12 protein-coding genes and 1 pseudogene are annotated in these 14,323 nt (G+C 75.2%); 8 read left to right on the forward strand and 5 right to left on the reverse strand.

Going from position 1 to position 14,323, the window contains the following annotated elements; translation table 11 throughout:
- Positions 1 to 93 precede the first annotated feature (93 nt).
- On the reverse strand, positions 94 to 1,407 hold the full coding sequence (locus KPL57_RS06665; RefSeq protein ID WP_075312242.1) for a TMEM165/GDT1 family protein: 1,314 nt from the start codon (positions 1,405 to 1,407) through the stop codon (positions 94 to 96).
- A 316-nt stretch (positions 1,408 to 1,723) separates the two neighbouring features.
- On the opposite strand from KPL57_RS06665, the gene KPL57_RS06670 reads away from it, so the two are divergent.
- Positions 1,724 to 2,893, forward strand: a complete 1,170-nt coding sequence (locus KPL57_RS06670) for a thiolase family protein (protein WP_226350915.1) — start codon at positions 1,724 to 1,726, stop codon at positions 2,891 to 2,893.
- Positions 2,894 to 3,107: 214 nt separating this feature from the next.
- Positions 3,108 to 4,604, forward strand: a complete 1,497-nt coding sequence (locus KPL57_RS06675) for a S1C family serine protease (protein WP_226350916.1) — start codon at positions 3,108 to 3,110, stop codon at positions 4,602 to 4,604.
- A gap of 110 nt (positions 4,605 to 4,714) precedes the next feature.
- Here the strand turns inward: KPL57_RS06675 and KPL57_RS06680 are convergent, their stop codons facing one another.
- Genes KPL57_RS06680 through KPL57_RS06690 form a run of 3 tightly spaced genes read right to left on the reverse strand, consistent with a single transcriptional unit; the run spans position 4,715 to position 6,619 of the window.
- Positions 4,715 to 5,371: a DedA family protein gene (locus KPL57_RS06680; RefSeq protein ID WP_226350917.1), complete on the reverse strand. Its 657-nt coding sequence runs from the start codon at positions 5,369 to 5,371 to the stop codon at positions 4,715 to 4,717.
- A complete protein-coding gene (locus KPL57_RS06685) occupies positions 5,368 to 6,168 on the reverse strand; it encodes an MBL fold metallo-hydrolase (RefSeq protein WP_226350918.1) in 801 nt (266 codons plus the stop codon). The genes KPL57_RS06680 and KPL57_RS06685 overlap by 4 nt, the downstream gene beginning before the upstream one ends.
- A gap of 16 nt (positions 6,169 to 6,184) precedes the next feature.
- Entirely contained in the window at positions 6,185 to 6,619 is a 435-nt protein-coding gene (locus KPL57_RS06690) for a TIGR03618 family F420-dependent PPOX class oxidoreductase (protein WP_020622685.1), read from the reverse strand.
- Positions 6,620 to 6,828: 209 nt separating this feature from the next.
- On the opposite strand from KPL57_RS06690, the gene KPL57_RS06695 reads away from it, so the two are divergent.
- Together KPL57_RS06695 and KPL57_RS06700 are read left to right on the forward strand one after the other, a co-directional pair.
- Positions 6,829 to 7,485 carry a hypothetical protein gene (locus KPL57_RS06695; protein ID WP_226350919.1) on the forward strand — a complete coding sequence of 219 codons (657 nt, stop codon included), beginning with the start codon at positions 6,829 to 6,831 and terminating at the stop codon, positions 7,483 to 7,485.
- The gene (locus KPL57_RS06700; RefSeq protein WP_226350920.1) at positions 7,482 to 8,207 is read left to right on the forward strand and encodes a class F sortase; all 726 of its coding nucleotides are present in this window, start codon (positions 7,482 to 7,484) and stop codon (positions 8,205 to 8,207) included. The genes KPL57_RS06695 and KPL57_RS06700 overlap by 4 nt, the downstream gene beginning before the upstream one ends.
- On the opposite strand, the gene KPL57_RS06705 is transcribed toward KPL57_RS06700, so the two are convergent.
- Positions 8,147 to 9,376, reverse strand: a complete 1,230-nt coding sequence (locus tag KPL57_RS06705; RefSeq protein ID WP_226350921.1) for a citrate synthase — start codon at positions 9,374 to 9,376, stop codon at positions 8,147 to 8,149. The two genes, KPL57_RS06700 and KPL57_RS06705, sit on opposite strands and share 61 nt — an antisense overlap.
- Positions 9,377 to 9,445: 69 nt before the next feature.
- Between KPL57_RS06705 and KPL57_RS06710 the strand changes: the two genes are divergently transcribed.
- The 4 genes and pseudogenes from KPL57_RS06710 to KPL57_RS06725 form a co-directional block, all read left to right on the forward strand.
- Positions 9,446 to 10,618, forward strand: a complete 1,173-nt coding sequence (locus KPL57_RS06710; protein WP_226350922.1) for a citrate/2-methylcitrate synthase — start codon at positions 9,446 to 9,448, stop codon at positions 10,616 to 10,618.
- Between the two features lie 104 nt (positions 10,619 to 10,722).
- Positions 10,723 to 12,195, forward strand: a complete 1,473-nt coding sequence (locus KPL57_RS06715) for an MFS transporter (protein ID WP_226350923.1) — start codon at positions 10,723 to 10,725, stop codon at positions 12,193 to 12,195.
- Between the two features lie 807 nt (positions 12,196 to 13,002).
- Positions 13,003 to 13,692, forward strand: coding sequence for a hypothetical protein (locus tag KPL57_RS06720; RefSeq protein WP_226350924.1), 690 nt, complete (start codon positions 13,003 to 13,005; stop codon positions 13,690 to 13,692).
- A gap of 365 nt (positions 13,693 to 14,057) precedes the next feature.
- Positions 14,058 to 14,323: pseudogene (locus tag KPL57_RS06725) on the forward strand (hypothetical protein); the annotation flags it as partial.

A 14,323-nucleotide genomic window follows, 5' to 3' on the forward strand; every position in this document is an offset into this window, starting at 1 on the left:
GTCATCGGTTTCGGAGCGTCGGCGGGGTCGTGGAGCCGGCGGGGTCGTGGAGCCGGCGGGGTTGTGGAGCCGCCGGGGCCGTCGGCGGGGCGCTCAGCCGACGGTCGTGCGGTCGCCCTCGCCCGCGGGGGTGCGGTCGGTGCGGACCCGCGGGAGGAACCGGCCGGTCCGGGCCCGGTACTCGGCGTACTCGGGGCCCAGAGCACTGCCCAGGCCGGGCTCGTAGACCGCGCGGGCCTGGATCTGCACCGCGACCAGGATCAGCACCCCGGCGAGCACACCGAGCAGGGTCGGGGCCATGAACAGCATCCCGGCGCACCCGACGATCAGGCCGGTCAGCGCGGGGTTGCGGACACGACGGTAGATCCCGCCGGTGGCGAGCACCGGGCGTCGTGCGGCGTCCGGGTCCCCGGCCGCGGCCGCACCGGCCTCGGCGGCCGAGCGGCGCCACACCGTGCCGAGCTGCAGCATCGCGACCGCGACGACGGCGAACCCGAGCAGCAGCAGCCCCGCCCCGACGACGGCGACCGCCGGCCGGGCCAGCACCGAGATCGGCTGCAGCACGTCGAGGGCCACCAGCAGCGGCGCCCCGAAGCCGAGGACCGCGGCCAGCACGAACAGCGTGCGGGCCCACCAGGCCGGGCTGCCCGGGTTCCGGGCGACGTCGAGCCTGCGCTCCCCGCGGGCACGGTGCGCGCGACCGCGGAACCAGAGCCCGACGCCCACGGCGAGCGCCCCCAGCACCAGTGCGGCCCATCCGAGCCCGTGGTGCCCGGCGACGTCGAACACGCGGGCCCAGGCGTTCTCGCCCCACACCTGCGGGACGGCCTCGTACAGCAGCCAGGCGCCGAAGACGAAGAACATCACCGCGGCGCCGATCGAGATGGCCCGCTCCGGGAGCCGCTTGCCGAGCTGGCGCCCGACGACGATGGCCAGCGCGTCCGCGGCGACCATGCCGGCCGTGGACCCGGCCCAGATGCCGATCGACCCGGCGAGGGTGCCGTGCTGGGCGGCCAGGGTGATCGTCGCGAGCATCGTCTTGTCACCGAGCTCGGCGAGGAAGAACGCGACCGACGCGGCGACGACGGCGGATCCGCCGGCCCGCCTGGCCTTGGCCTCCTCGTCCTCGGAGAGGCTGTCACCGCGCAGCGTCCAGGCGCCGAACGCCAGGAAGGCGACCGCGGCGACCAGCGCGATCCAGCCGGTCGGGATCGACGCACCGAGGCCGTAGCCGACGGCGACCGACACGAGGTGGGTCACCGAGGTGGCGATCGTGATCCCGATGAGGACCGGGATCGCGTTGAAGCGCGTCGCGAACGTGAGGGCCATGAGCTGCGACTTGTCGCCCAGCTCGGCCACGAAGATGACGCCGAAGCTGACCGCGAACGCGATCAGGAATCCATCCATGTCCATCCCTCGATCTCGACCGGACCGAGGATGGGTGCCCTCGATCCGGTGTATCCGGATCGAAGGTCTCGCTCGCCTGGTGGTGGTCAGGCCGCTGCGCCCGGGTCGGCCGTCGCAGGACGAGGCGGACCAGTATGTCGAGCGCAGCGTTGGGAGCTACTCCCCTTCGCGTACGAGGAGACGGTACCTCATCGATCCAGAGCGGCTCGACACCTGATGCGCATCCGATGGCGTGACCGCCCTCTCAGCGCCGACCCCCTGCGATGGCTTAGCGTCGCGAACGAGTCGTGTCACCGGTGACCGAGGAGGACCCGTCATGCCCGAGGCCGTCGTCTGTGCCGCCGTCCGCACACCGATCGGGAAGCGGAAGGGTTCGCTGGCCGAGGTCCACCCGGTCGACCTGTCCGCCGCCGTGCTGACCGCCCTGGTCGAGCGGACCGGGATCGACCCCGCCGTCGTCGACGACGTCGTGTGGGGCTGCGTGAACCAGGTCGGCGACCAGGCCGCGCAGATCGGCCGCTACGCCCTGCTCGCCGCGGGCTGGCCGGAGTCGGTGCCCGGGGTGACGGTGAACCGGGCGTGCGGGTCGAGCCAGTCCTCGTTCGACTTCGCGGCCGGGATGGTGCTGGCCGGGCAGTACGACGTCGTCGTCGCCGGTGGGGTGGAGTCGATGACCCGGGTGCCGCTGGGCGCGGGCCGCGACCTGGGGCGTCCCTACGGACCGCTGGTGCGCGAGCGCTACCGCGCCGACCTGGAGTCCGGGGAGTTCCCGAACGGCGACTTCAACCAGGGTGTCGGCGCCGAGCGGATCGCCCGGGACTGGACGCTGTCGCGGACCCGGCTCGACACCTACGCCGCCCGGGCTCACGAGCTCGCCGCCGCCGCGATCGACGCCGGCGCGTTCGACGACCAGCTCGTCGAGGTACCCGGGGCGCCGGGGTTCACCGCCGACGAGGGCCTGCGCCGCGGGACGACCACCGACACCCTGGCCGCGCTGAAGCCGTCGTTCTCCGCGGACGGGGTGATCCACGCCGGGAACAGCTCGCAGATCTCCGACGGCGCGTCGGCGGTGCTGGTCACCACCCCGGAGAAGGCCCGCGAGCTCGGCCTGACCCCGATCGTCCGCTACCACTCCGGGGCCGTGTCCGGCGCCGACCCGCTGCGGATGCTGACCGGCCCCATCCCGGCGACGCAGAAGGTGCTGAAGCGCTCCGGGCTGTCGATCGGTGACATCGGCGCGTGCGAGGTCAACGAGGCGTTCGCGCCGGTCCCGCTGGCCTGGCAGGCCGAACTGGGCGCCGACGACGCCGTGCTCAACCCGCTCGGCGGGGCGATCGCCGTCGGGCACCCGCTGGGCGCCTCGGGCACCGTGCTGCTCACCCGCCTGGTGCACCACATGCGCGACCGCGGGATCCGCTACGGGCTGCAGACCATGTGCGAGGGCGGCGGAACCGCCAACGCGACGATCGTGGAGCTGGTCGCCTAGACCGTCCAGGTTCCGCCCCGTGCTGTGGGTGGGGGTCCTCGGCGGGGCCGCGCTCGCCGCGCCGGGGCCGGGTCGTCACCGTGGGACGGCGCCCTCTCCTGACCAGGGCGTCCCGACCGACCGGCGCGGCCGCGACGGGCACTCTCACCCGATGCCCGAGCGATTCCCAGCGCGGTCACAGGGTCGTCTCAGGGTCGCGGCGCACAGTTGCACCATGACCGAGAACGGGCCGGGAACGGGCGAGCCGTCCGACGGACGGACCTCCACCGCAGGCGGCGCCACCGACCCCGTCCGGCCCGCACCGCGTCACGAGGGGGCGGCCCCCGCCCACCCGACCGGCGACGACGGCACCCGCGCACAGGAGGCGACCACCGTGACCGACACCGACCACCGGCAGCAGGGCGGCAGCCAGGGGCCCCAGACTCCGCCGCCGTGGGCGACGACGAGCAACCCCACGATCCCGGCGTACGGCGCGGGGAGCCCGCCCACCTCGGTCTACCCGCCTTTCCCCCAGCAGGGGCCGGCACCGAAGCCGCCGCGCCGGTTCGGCGCGGGCCTGGCCGCCGTCGCGCTGACGGCCGCCCTGGTCGGCGGCGCGGCCGGGGTCGGCGGTGCCTACCTCGTGCTCGACGGCCCCTCCTCGCAGGCCACGCTGACCAGCGCCCCCGCACCCGGCACCCCGGCCACCCCCGCCGACGGCTCGATCGCCGGCGCCGCGGCCGCGATCACCCCGAGCACGGTGGACATCCAGGTGCGCACCGCGCAGGGTCTCGCCGAGGGCTCCGGGGTCATCCTGACCTCCGACGGCCAGATCCTCACCAACAACCACGTGGTGGCGAACGCCGCCGGCGGCGGCCGGATCACCGTGTCCACCTCCGACGGCAGGCAGTACACCGCGACCGTCGTCGGCACCTCCCCCAGCTACGACCTCGCCGTCATCAAGCTGCAGGGCGCCCGGGACCTCAAGCCCGCCACCCTCGGGGAGTCCTCGAGCGTGCAGGTCGGCGAGCAGGTCGTCGCGAACGGCTCCCCGCAGGGCCTGTCCGGCACCGTCACCGCGGGCATCGTCTCCGCGCTGAACCGGACCGTCACCGCGGGCGGCGACGGCCAGCCCCTGGTCGTCTACAACGGCCTGCAGACCGACGCCCCGATCAACGAGGGCAACTCCGGCGGCCCGCTGGTCAACCTGGCCGGGCAGGTCGTCGGCATCAACTCCGCGATCGCCACCGCCGGCCAGAGCTCCGGATCGATCGGACTGGGCTTCGCGATCCCGGTCGACACGGCCAAGCGGGTCGCCCAGGAACTGATGGACTCCGACGTCGCGACCAAGCCGCAGCTCGGTGTGCAGGGCGCGGTGTCGGCCTCCCGCGGCGCCCCGAGCGAGACCGCGGGCGCACAGATCGCGGCGGTGGAGCCGAACTCGCCCGCGGCGACCGCGGGGATCAAGGCGGGCGACGTGGTCACCAAGGTCAACGAGTACCCGGTGTCGAGCTTCGCGGACCTGATCGCCCGGGTCGGCAACTTCGCCCCCGGCCAGCAGGTCACGCTGACCGTCGGCAGCGGCTCCGGTGCCCGCGAGGTGCCGGTGACCCTGGGCAGCGTGAAGGACACCGCCGCCGCGACCGCCCAGAACGGGGCGCGGACCGTGCCGCAGGACGGCTCCTCCGGCGAGCTGCCGTTCGGCATCAACCCCTTCGGCGACGGCAACTGATGCGATCTCCCCGGGGCGACGCCACGCCCCGGGCACCCACTCCGGCCGGGCGCGACACCCCCTCCCGTCGCGCCCGGCCGGTTCCGTGTGCGCCGGTGGGCCGTCCGGTCTCAGCCGACCCGGTGGCGGGCCCGCAGCCGGGACCGCACCCGTCCGGCCAGCGCCGTGACCCCGGCGACGACGGCCACCAGCCCGACCGCGAGCAGCGCCGCCACCACCGGGGAGTCGGTGAGGTTGCCGGTCAGCACCCCGAGCACGCCGTAGAGCAGCGTCCACAGCACCGCACCGGCCGCGACGGCGGGCACCAGCTTCGCCCAGGTCATCCCCGACACCGCGGCCGCGATCAGGGTCGGCACCCGCCCCGCCGGGGCGACCCGTCCGACCAGCACGACCAGCCAGCCGCGCTCGGCGAACGCGCCGCGCATGCGTTCGATCCGGGCCGCGGTGCGCGCACCACCGAGCCGCCCGCCCGCGACCGCGGCGCGGACCGGGTCACCGGCCAGCCGGGCGACGGCGAAGGTGACGAGGTCACCCAGCAGGGCCGCGGCGAAGGCCAGCAGCAGCACCACCGGCAGCGACAGCGCGGAACTCGTCATCGCCGTCGCGGCGGCGGCACCGACGATCGCGCCGGTCGGCACCACCGGCAGCACCAACCCGAGCAGCACTCCCCCGGCGACGACGAGGTAGGCGATCCGCCCGGCGTCCGGGCTGAGCTCGGCCTCGAGCCAGTCCTGCGCGGGTGCGGCCAGCAGCTGCAGCGCGCTCACGCCGGCGTCCCGACGGCGGCACCGGGCGGGAGCACCAGAGTGCGGGTGGGCAGCCCGGCCGCGGCGACGGCGTCGGCGAAGTCGTGCGGCGGGCGCACGAGCAGCTCCCGCATCCGGGACCCGGTCCGCCCCGGGACCGAGCACAGCCCGGCGACGGCGAGGGTCCCCCAGTGCACCGGCACCGCGACGGCCGGTGCGAGCCGCCGGACGGCCTCGGCGGCGCCGGCCGGGTCGAGGTGCCCCGGCCCCAGGTTCGGGCCCCAGCCCCACACCGGCAGCGCGGCGAGGTCGATCGGACCCTGGGCGGCGACGTCGTCGAGCCCGGGGAACAGCCCGGTGTCCCCCGCGACGTAGACGCGCAGCCCGTCGCCCTCCAGCAGGTGGCCCATCGCGTCGGCCTGCGGTCCGTGGGTGAACCGCGGCCCCCACCGGTGCCCGGAGTGGTCGGCCGGGGTGCCGGTGACGCGCAGCCCGTCGACGACGCGGGTCTGCCCGACGGCGAGCTCGGAGACCCGGGCGACGCCGCGGCGGCGGAGCCAGTCGCCCGCCCCCGTGGGCACCACGACCTCCACCGACCGGGGCAGCCGGCGCAGCGAGGCCAGGTGCAGGTGGTCGGCGTGCAGGTGGGAGATCAGGACCAGGTCGACCCCCGCGGGTCCCGCCGGGTCGACGGCCGGCGCGGTACGGCGCAACGGGCCGACCGAGTTCCCCAGCACCGGGTCGGTGAGGACGGTGCGGCCACCGATCCGCAGTCGCAGGGTGCTGTGGCCGAGGAAGGTCGTCTCCGGCAGGTCCACACCGGCGAGTATCCCCTCAGGCGTTGCCGAGGACCCGGTCGACCGCGATCTGCAGCACCACCCGCCGGGGGTTCGGCCGGGGCTGCTTGTACTCGGCGGCGTAGCGGCGCTCGGCGTCGGCGACCACGTCGGGCTCGTCCCGCACGACGGCACGGCCCTCCAGGGTGGACCAGGTGCGCCCGTCGACGACGGTGACGCTGACCCGGGCCCCGTCCGGTCCGGCCGCGGCGACGTTGCGCGCCTTCTGCGACCCGCCGCTGCAGATCACCCGGGCGGTGCGCTCGGCCACGTCGACGGTCACCCCCACCGGCGCCGCGTGCGGGGTGCCGTCGCGGCGCAGGGTCACCAGGACGCACGGCCGGCGCTGGGACCAGAGCTCGACGAACGCGTCGGAGACGCCGTCGTCGAGCGACCGGCGACGGCGACGGGGCGGGACGGGGGTGGTGGTCACGTCGCCATCCTGGACGTCGCACCGCCCCGGGCGCGCCCGGCGCGCCGAGGAGCCGGTCACTCCGGGCGACACCACTCGCCCCGGTGATCCCCGTACGGGCGACTTGTCTGGCCCCGCCGACCGGGTGTCGCTTCACTCTCCGCCATCGGACAGGGCGTCCCGTTCGCCCCACCGGTCACGAGGATCACGTTCGTCACAGGGAGTGGATCATGACCGCACGTTCGCTCGTCCGCCGCACCGGCGCCGTCGCCGCCACCGTCACCCTCGCCGCGCTCGCCGGGCTCCCGCTGGCCGGGGCGGCGTCGGCCGCGGAACCGGCCGCCACCCCGGTGACGAGCGCCGTCACGGCCCCGGCCCAGGAGGACACCGAGGAGCCGCCGGCCGAGGACCCCACCGACGACGCGACGCCGGCCGACGACGACCCGGACGCCACCGACCCGGACGAGACCGACCCCGAGGAGACGGCGCCCGAGGAGACGACCACGGCTCCGCAGACGACCACTCCCGCGGCCGGTGCTCCCGCCGCCGGGCGGGGCAGCGACCTGGACTGCGTCGACCTCTCCCGCGCCCAGGCCCAGGCGGTGCTCGCCGCCGACCCCTCGGACCCGAACAACCTGGATCGCGACGGCGACGGCCGGGCCTGCGAGGGCCCGGACCTCGTCGCGGCCGCCGGCACCGGGCAGGTGCGCGCGGTCCCCGGCGGCGGTGTCGAGGCCGGTGACGGCTCCGGCGGCGCCGGGGTCGACCCGACGGTGTTCCTGCTGGTCGGGACCGGTGCGGTCCTCGCCGCCGGGGCGGGTGTCGTCGTGTGGAGCGGGCGCCGCACCGGCCGCGCGTCGCTCCCCCTGACCACCCGCCACTCGTGACCCGCACCCCCGCGCACACCGGTCCGCCGGGCACGAGGCCGGTCGGACGCGGGCGCTGCGGCCCCGCGTGCGGGGCCGGTCCGCGGGAGCTGCCCGGGCCGCACGGCCGCCGCGGGCCGCGCGGGGTGCGACGGGTGTGGTGGGGGGTGCTCGTCGTGCTGGCGCTGGCCGTGCCGCTCGGGGCGCCGCCGGTGGCGATCGGCGGAACGGTTCCGCCGCTGCCCACGAGCACGCTCCGCCCGGCGGCGGCCCCGCTGCCGCCGTCGGACCCGGTGCGGGTGCGGGCGACCTCGATCGGGCTCGACAGCGGGCTCGTCCCGCTCGGCCTGACCGGGCGGGGGACGCTGGAGGTGCCACCCGACGGTGCCGCCACCGGCTGGTACACCGGCGCCCCCGCGCCGGGCTCCCGGGGGCCTGCGGTGCTCGCGGCACACGTCGACTGGGACCACGAGCCGGGCCCGTTCTTCCGGCTGCACGCCCTCGCCCCCGGTGACCTGGTGTCGGTCGACCGCGCCGACGGCACCACCGCGACCTTCGAGGTCCAGGCCGTCCGTCGCTATGCCAAGGACCGCTTCCCCACCGCGGCCGTCTACGGCGATCTGCCCGGCGCGGGCCTGCGGATGATCACCTGCGGTGGGACGTTCGACCGGGGCGTGCGCAGCTACACCGACAACGTGGTGGTGCTCGCCTCGCTGGTCGACCCGGGCCGCGGCCCGGTGTAGACGCCGGTCGGCCGGAACCGCAGGCCGGGCTCGGCGTACTCCTCCAGGGCGTGCGCCACCCAGCCGACGGTCCGGGCGCAGGCGAACAGCAGCTCGCCGGCGTCGGGGCGCAGGTCGTGGGCGTGCATCAGCGCGGCGAGCGCGAGGTCGACGTTCGGGGCGGGGCCGTCCCCACCCCGGTCCATCCCCGCGACGACGGCGTCGACGCAGGCCACGACGCGGTCCGCGGCCGGGTCCGCGCGGAGCCGGTCGAGCAGCACCGTCGCGCGCGGGTCGGCGCCCCGGTACACCGAGTGCCCGAAGCCCGGAACCCGCTCGCCGGCCCGCAACCGCTGGGCGAGCGCGCCGGACGGGTCGTCCCGGGCCTCGGCGAGGAAGCGGTGGGCGAGCCCGCTGACCAGTCCGTGTCGAGGCCCGTCCAGGGCGCCGAGCCCGGCTGAGACGACGGCGTGCACGTCGGCCAGGGTGCTCGCGGCGACCCGGGCGGCGACCGTCGACGACGCCAGGCCGTGGTCGGCGAGCAGGACCAACGCGGCGCGGACGTGCCCGGCCGTCGCCGGCGCGGGTGCCCGGCCCGGGTCACGCAGGAGCGCCGGCAGCAACCGCTCCGCCAGGTCGGCCGGTCCGGACCCCGGGTCCCCGGCGAGTGCGGTCACGACCGTCCCCAGCAGCGCCGACGCCGTCGCCACCACCGCGCCCGGCCGGGCGGTGGCACGCAGCGGGTCGGCGGCGGCCACCGCGGCGACGGCGAGCCGGAACCGGTCGGTCGCCCGTGCCCCGGCGGGGGCGGCGGCGAGCACGGCGCGCGCCGGGGCGAGCAGGTCCGGGGCGGCGTCGAACGACACCCGGCCCGGGACCTCCCACAGCAGCGCGGCGACCTGCTCGAGGTCCGCCGACCCCGCGAGCGCCGGCGCCGCCACCCCGCGGAACCACGGCCCCCCGTCGGCGACGAGTGTGATCCGCGTCCTGATGCGCTCGACCGTCCCGGACGGTTCCCCCGCCTCCCGGCCGCGCGCGGCGAGGGCCTCCACCTCGTCCTGGGCGAACCGGCTGCCCCGCCGCTGCGCGCCGCGCACGCTGGTCAGCAGCCCGCGGCTGGCGTAGGCGTAGACGGTCTCCCGCTTCACGCCGAGGCGTTCCGCGGTCTCGGCGACGGTCAGGTACTCCACGAGATGGACCGTATCAACATTGATCCGATCAATATTGACAACGATTCCCGACGGGCGGACGGTCCGGTCATGACCAGCACCGACAGCACCGGCACCGCCGCCCCGCAGGTCCCACCGGGCCTGCGCGGCGTCGCCGTCACCACTACCCGGATCGGGGACGTCCGCGGGGACGAGGGCTTCTACCACTACGGCCCGTACTCCGCGGTCGACCTCGCGCGCACCCGCACCTTCGACGACGTGTGGTTCCTGTTCGTCCACGGCCGCCTCCCGGGCACCGCCGAGCTCGCGAAGTTCACCGCTACCACCGCGCAGCGCCGGGCCCTGCCCGACGCCGTCGCCGCGCAGCTGCCCGCGATCGCCGAGGCCTGCGGACCCGACCTGCTCGCCGGGCTGCGCACCGCCCTGTCGCTGCTCGGCCCGCAGCACGGGATGCGGCCGCTCTGGGACGACCCGACGGCGGGCCCCCGCGACGCCGCGACCGTCTGTGCCGCGACACCGACCGTCCTCGCCGCGCTGCACCGGCTGCGTCACGGTCTCGACCCGGTCGCCCCGCGCACCGACCTGTCGTCGGCCGCGAACTGGCTGTGGATGCTGGCCGGCGCCGAGCCCGCGCCGGCGCACGTCCGCGCGCTCGACGCCTACCTCGTGGCGACGGTGGACCACGGCTTCAACGCCTCCACCTTCACCGCCAGGGTGGTCGCCTCCACCGGCGCCGACGTCGCGTCCTGCGTGGTCGCCGCGCTCGGCGCGTTCGCCGGGCCGCTGCACGGGGGCGCCCCCGACCGCGCGCTGGAGAGCCTCGACGCGATCGACCGTGACGCCGGCGGCTCGCCGGAGCGCTGGGTGGCCGACCGGCTCGCCGCGGGGATGCGGATCATGGGGTTCGGCCACGCCGTCTACCGCGGGCCGGACCCGCGCTCGGCGCTGCTGCGCGAGGTGGCCGCGGAGCTGGGCGGACCGCTGCCCGCGCGGGCCGCCGACGTCGAACGGCGGGTCGCCGCCACCCTCGCCGAGCTGCGTCCGGACCACCCGCTGTTCGCGAACGTGGAGTTCCACGCGGGCGTGGTGATGGAGGGCTGCGGGATCCCCCGCAGCATGTTCACGCCGACGTTCGCGGTCAGCCGGGTCGTCGGCTGGTGTGCACACGTGCTGGAGCAGGCCGCGCAGCGCCGGCTGATCCGCCCCTCCGCGGTCTACGACGGCCCGCCGCCGCCCGAGCCGGTCCCCCCGCGCGCGGAGTGACCCGGCTTGCCGGACGGGTGACCGGCGTGCTCATCTGATGGGTGACTCCCGCTTCGGCGGGGGTCCGCCGTCAGCACGATCCGTCACCCCACCACGGAGGTCGAGTGTTCCGGGCACGCCGTCCGCACCAGCAGCCCGAGAGCACCCACCCCGGGGGAACCGCACCGGCGCCGCCGCGCCCCGGCGTCGCGATCGCCGTCCTGGCCTCCTGCGGACTGCTCGTCTCACTGGTCCAGACCATGGTCGTGCCGCTGCTGCCGCGGTTCCCGGAGCTGCTCGACGTCAGCGGGTCGACGGCGTCGTGGCTGATCACCGCCAACCTCGTCGCCGGCGCGGTGTCGGCGCCGGTGCTGGGGCGGCTCGGCGACATGTTCGGCAAGCGCCGGATGCTGCTCGTGGCGCTCGGCCTGGTCGGGGCGGGGTCGCTGCTCGGCGCGCTGGCGCCCGGGATCGAGCTGCTGCTCGTCGCCCGAGTGCTGCAGGGCGCCGCGTTCGGCGTGATCGCGCTCGGGATGAGCCTGATGCGCGACGTCCTGCCCGCCGACCGGGTCGGGTCCGGGGTCGGGCTGATGTCGTCCTCGCTCGGCTTCGGCGGGGCCATCGGGCTGCCGATCACCGGCGTCGTCGCCCAGTTCGCGAGCTGGCGCTGGCTGTTCGCCGGGGCCGCGGTGCTCGGCGTGCTGCAGATCCTGCTGGTCCGGCGGCTGGTGGCCGAGTCACGGCTGCGCACCGGCGGCCGGTTCGACGTGCCGGGGGCGTTCGGTGTCGGCGGGGCACTGGTGTGCCTGCTGCTGGCGATCTCCAAGGGCGACGACTGGGGCTGGACGTCGGCGACCGTGCTCGGCCTGTTCGCCGGCACCGTGGTGCTGGTCGCCGCGACCGCCTGGTACGAGCTGCGCGTCCCCGCGCCGCTGGTGGACCTGCGGGTCTCGGCACGGCCCGCCGTGCTGCTGACCAACCTCGCCTCGGTGCTGGTGGGCTTCGCGATGTTCGCGGGCTTCGTGCTCGCCACCCAGATCCTGCAGGCCCCGGTCTCGACCGGCTACGGGTTCGGGCTCTCGCTCGTCGTCGCCGGGCTGGTGCTGCTGCCGATGGGCGGGTCGATGGTGGTGTTCTCCTCGGCCTCGGCCCGGCTGTCGCGGCTGCGGGGCCCGCGCACCACCCTCGTGGTCGGCACGCTGCTCCTCGGGGCGGGCAACTTCGCCTTCGCCGCGATGCCCTCGACGGTGCCGCTCCTGATGGCCGCCTCGACCGTGGCCGCGGTCGGCGCCGCGCTCGCCTACTCGGCGATCCCACTGACGATCATGCGGGCGGTGCCGGAGTCGGAGACCGCCGCGGCGAACAGCCTCAACACCCTGGCCCGGCAGCTCGGCACGAGCTCGTGCACCGCGGTCGTCGCCGCGGTGACGGCGACCTACGTGCTCGGCGACGGCGGACCGCCCTCGGCCACGGCGTACACGATCTCCTTCGTCGCGGCGGGCGCCGCCGGGCTGCTCGCCACGGTCCTGGTGCTGCTCACGCCCGCGCCGAAGGCGGAGACCGTCGCGGCCCCGGCCCCGGCGACCGCCCACGGCTGAACACCGGAGTTCCCCGGAACGGTGTCCGGGAATTCGGGATCGCATTCCGCAGTCGCATTCCCACCGTGCGCCGCCGGGCGGCCGCCGCGGCTCCCGCGTACGACCGTCCACATCGGAGGACGAGCCCCGTCCTCCCCCGTTCGGACGATGGCGCGCACCCCGGAGCGCGGGTGACGATCACCGCGCGGACTGTGACGCCGACGACCATGCCCCCGTCGGCGTGTGCACGTGCCGGGACCGACCGGCCACGCCCGGTGATCGTTCCACTGTGGACCAGCCCGCCCGTCAACCTGCGGGCCTGCGGAGCTCTTTCCGAGAACCGGCGAGTAGACCGACCGGTAACATTCTCGCCGGTAACAGTCGGAGTTGACCAACCATCCGTGAGAGCGCACACTCGGCGGCTGGATCACATTCCGATCGTGACTGTTCATCGATAGCGTTGCAGGCACCGCAACCGATCCGATCGACCAGGCCGCACCGCGTCCCGCCTGGCGATTCCGCCGGTCGTCGCCGCTGCTGGAGGTCGTCACATGAAACCGTTCGTGGTCAACAACCACGACCGACTGGTCTTTCCCGCCAATTTTCTCGGTGAACTCGATTTTTCCGTCATCGACGATCTGGAACAGTTCACGGCCATCGTCGGTCGCGATTTCGGGGCAAAGGCGCCCACCGGCACCGACATCCTGGAGCGGGTCACCAACGGTGCCTACGAGAGTCGCTTCGCGCTGCTGCGCGACATGAGCCAGAACCTGTTCTGGGTCAACCGGTACACGCTCACCATGTTCGAGAAGCGCCCGACCCGCTGGCGTGACCTCCCCCGCCACCGCGCCGACGTCTTCCTCCCGCTGCTCACCCCCTGGCGCGACGGCGACAAGAAGATCCGGGCCGTCGCCGACGCCTTCGCCGCGCTCCCCACCACCTGGGACGAGGAGACCGAGCGCCGCATCTTCGACCTCCTCTTCGACGTCTACGGCAACCGCCGTCCACCACGCGACCGAGCTGCCCGCGGTCAAGCCGACCGTCGAACAGTTCCTCACCACGCCCGGCGCGCAGACCTTCGTCGTGCCCCACCACGACCCGGACTACCCAGTCTTCTCCTTCACCGAGATCCTCGACGCGCACGCCGAGCGCCCCGAGCTCGAGGCCCTGACCCGGTGGGCGATGGTGCTGCACAACCAGTACCCCTGGGACCGTGCCTCCACCGAGCTGCGCACCGCCGAGGAGATCGGCGACGACGAGTACGTCATCGCCTTCCACCCGCGCAACCGCGACGTCGAGCAGTTCCTGGACCGCGCCACTGGCGCCCGTCCGGCGCGGCGCGGCCGGCTCTCCACCAGTCCGACCCGGTCGAGCCCGTCGCCCCGCTGCCCCCGATCCGGGTGCGCGAGGCGTTCGCGGTGCAGCCGAAGGTGGAGGCCCTCGCCGTCGTCCGGGGTGAGCACGTCTGCTCCAACGACGACGTCGTCCGCAACTCCGCGTTCTCCTGGTCACCGATGAGCGCCGACGAGATCGCCGCCAAGACGGCATCGACCAGCGCCGCTACACCGAGCTCGACATCGAGGACCTGGCCTGGGCCGCAGCGGTCCGCGCGCTTGAGCACTCCGGCCGCGACCGCTCCGAGATCGGCGCCGTGCTCGTCGCCACCTGCACCAGCGAGCGGCTCATCCCGTCGCTGTCGACGTGGCTGTCCGGTCGCCTGGGCCTGCTGCAGACGCACTGCTCGGCCGACATCATCGCCGCCTGCGCCGGGCTGCCCTACGGCCTGTCCGAGGCCGTGCGCCAGCTGCAGGAGGTGAACGGCCGGTCCTGCTGGTCTGCGTCGAAAAGTCTCCGACAAGATCGGCAACGTCCGCACCTCGCGGATGATCTTCGGCGACGGCGCGGCCGCGATGGTCATCGCCCCGGCCGCCGAGGGCGAGCGCGGCGACGTCGACCTGCTGCAGACCTACGCGTCGGGCCCGGACACCCAGGTGAACTCGATCATCTGGCCGAACCCGGAGTTCGACAACGACATCACCGTCTACGGCCCCGAGGTCAAGGCGCTGGTCGCCCGCTACCTGGCGCAGATGATCGACGAGCTCACGAGCAGGCCGGACCCGACGGCGAGGGCACGATGCTCGACGCGGTC

This window comes from Pseudonocardia sp. ICBG601, from assembly GCF_020496245.1.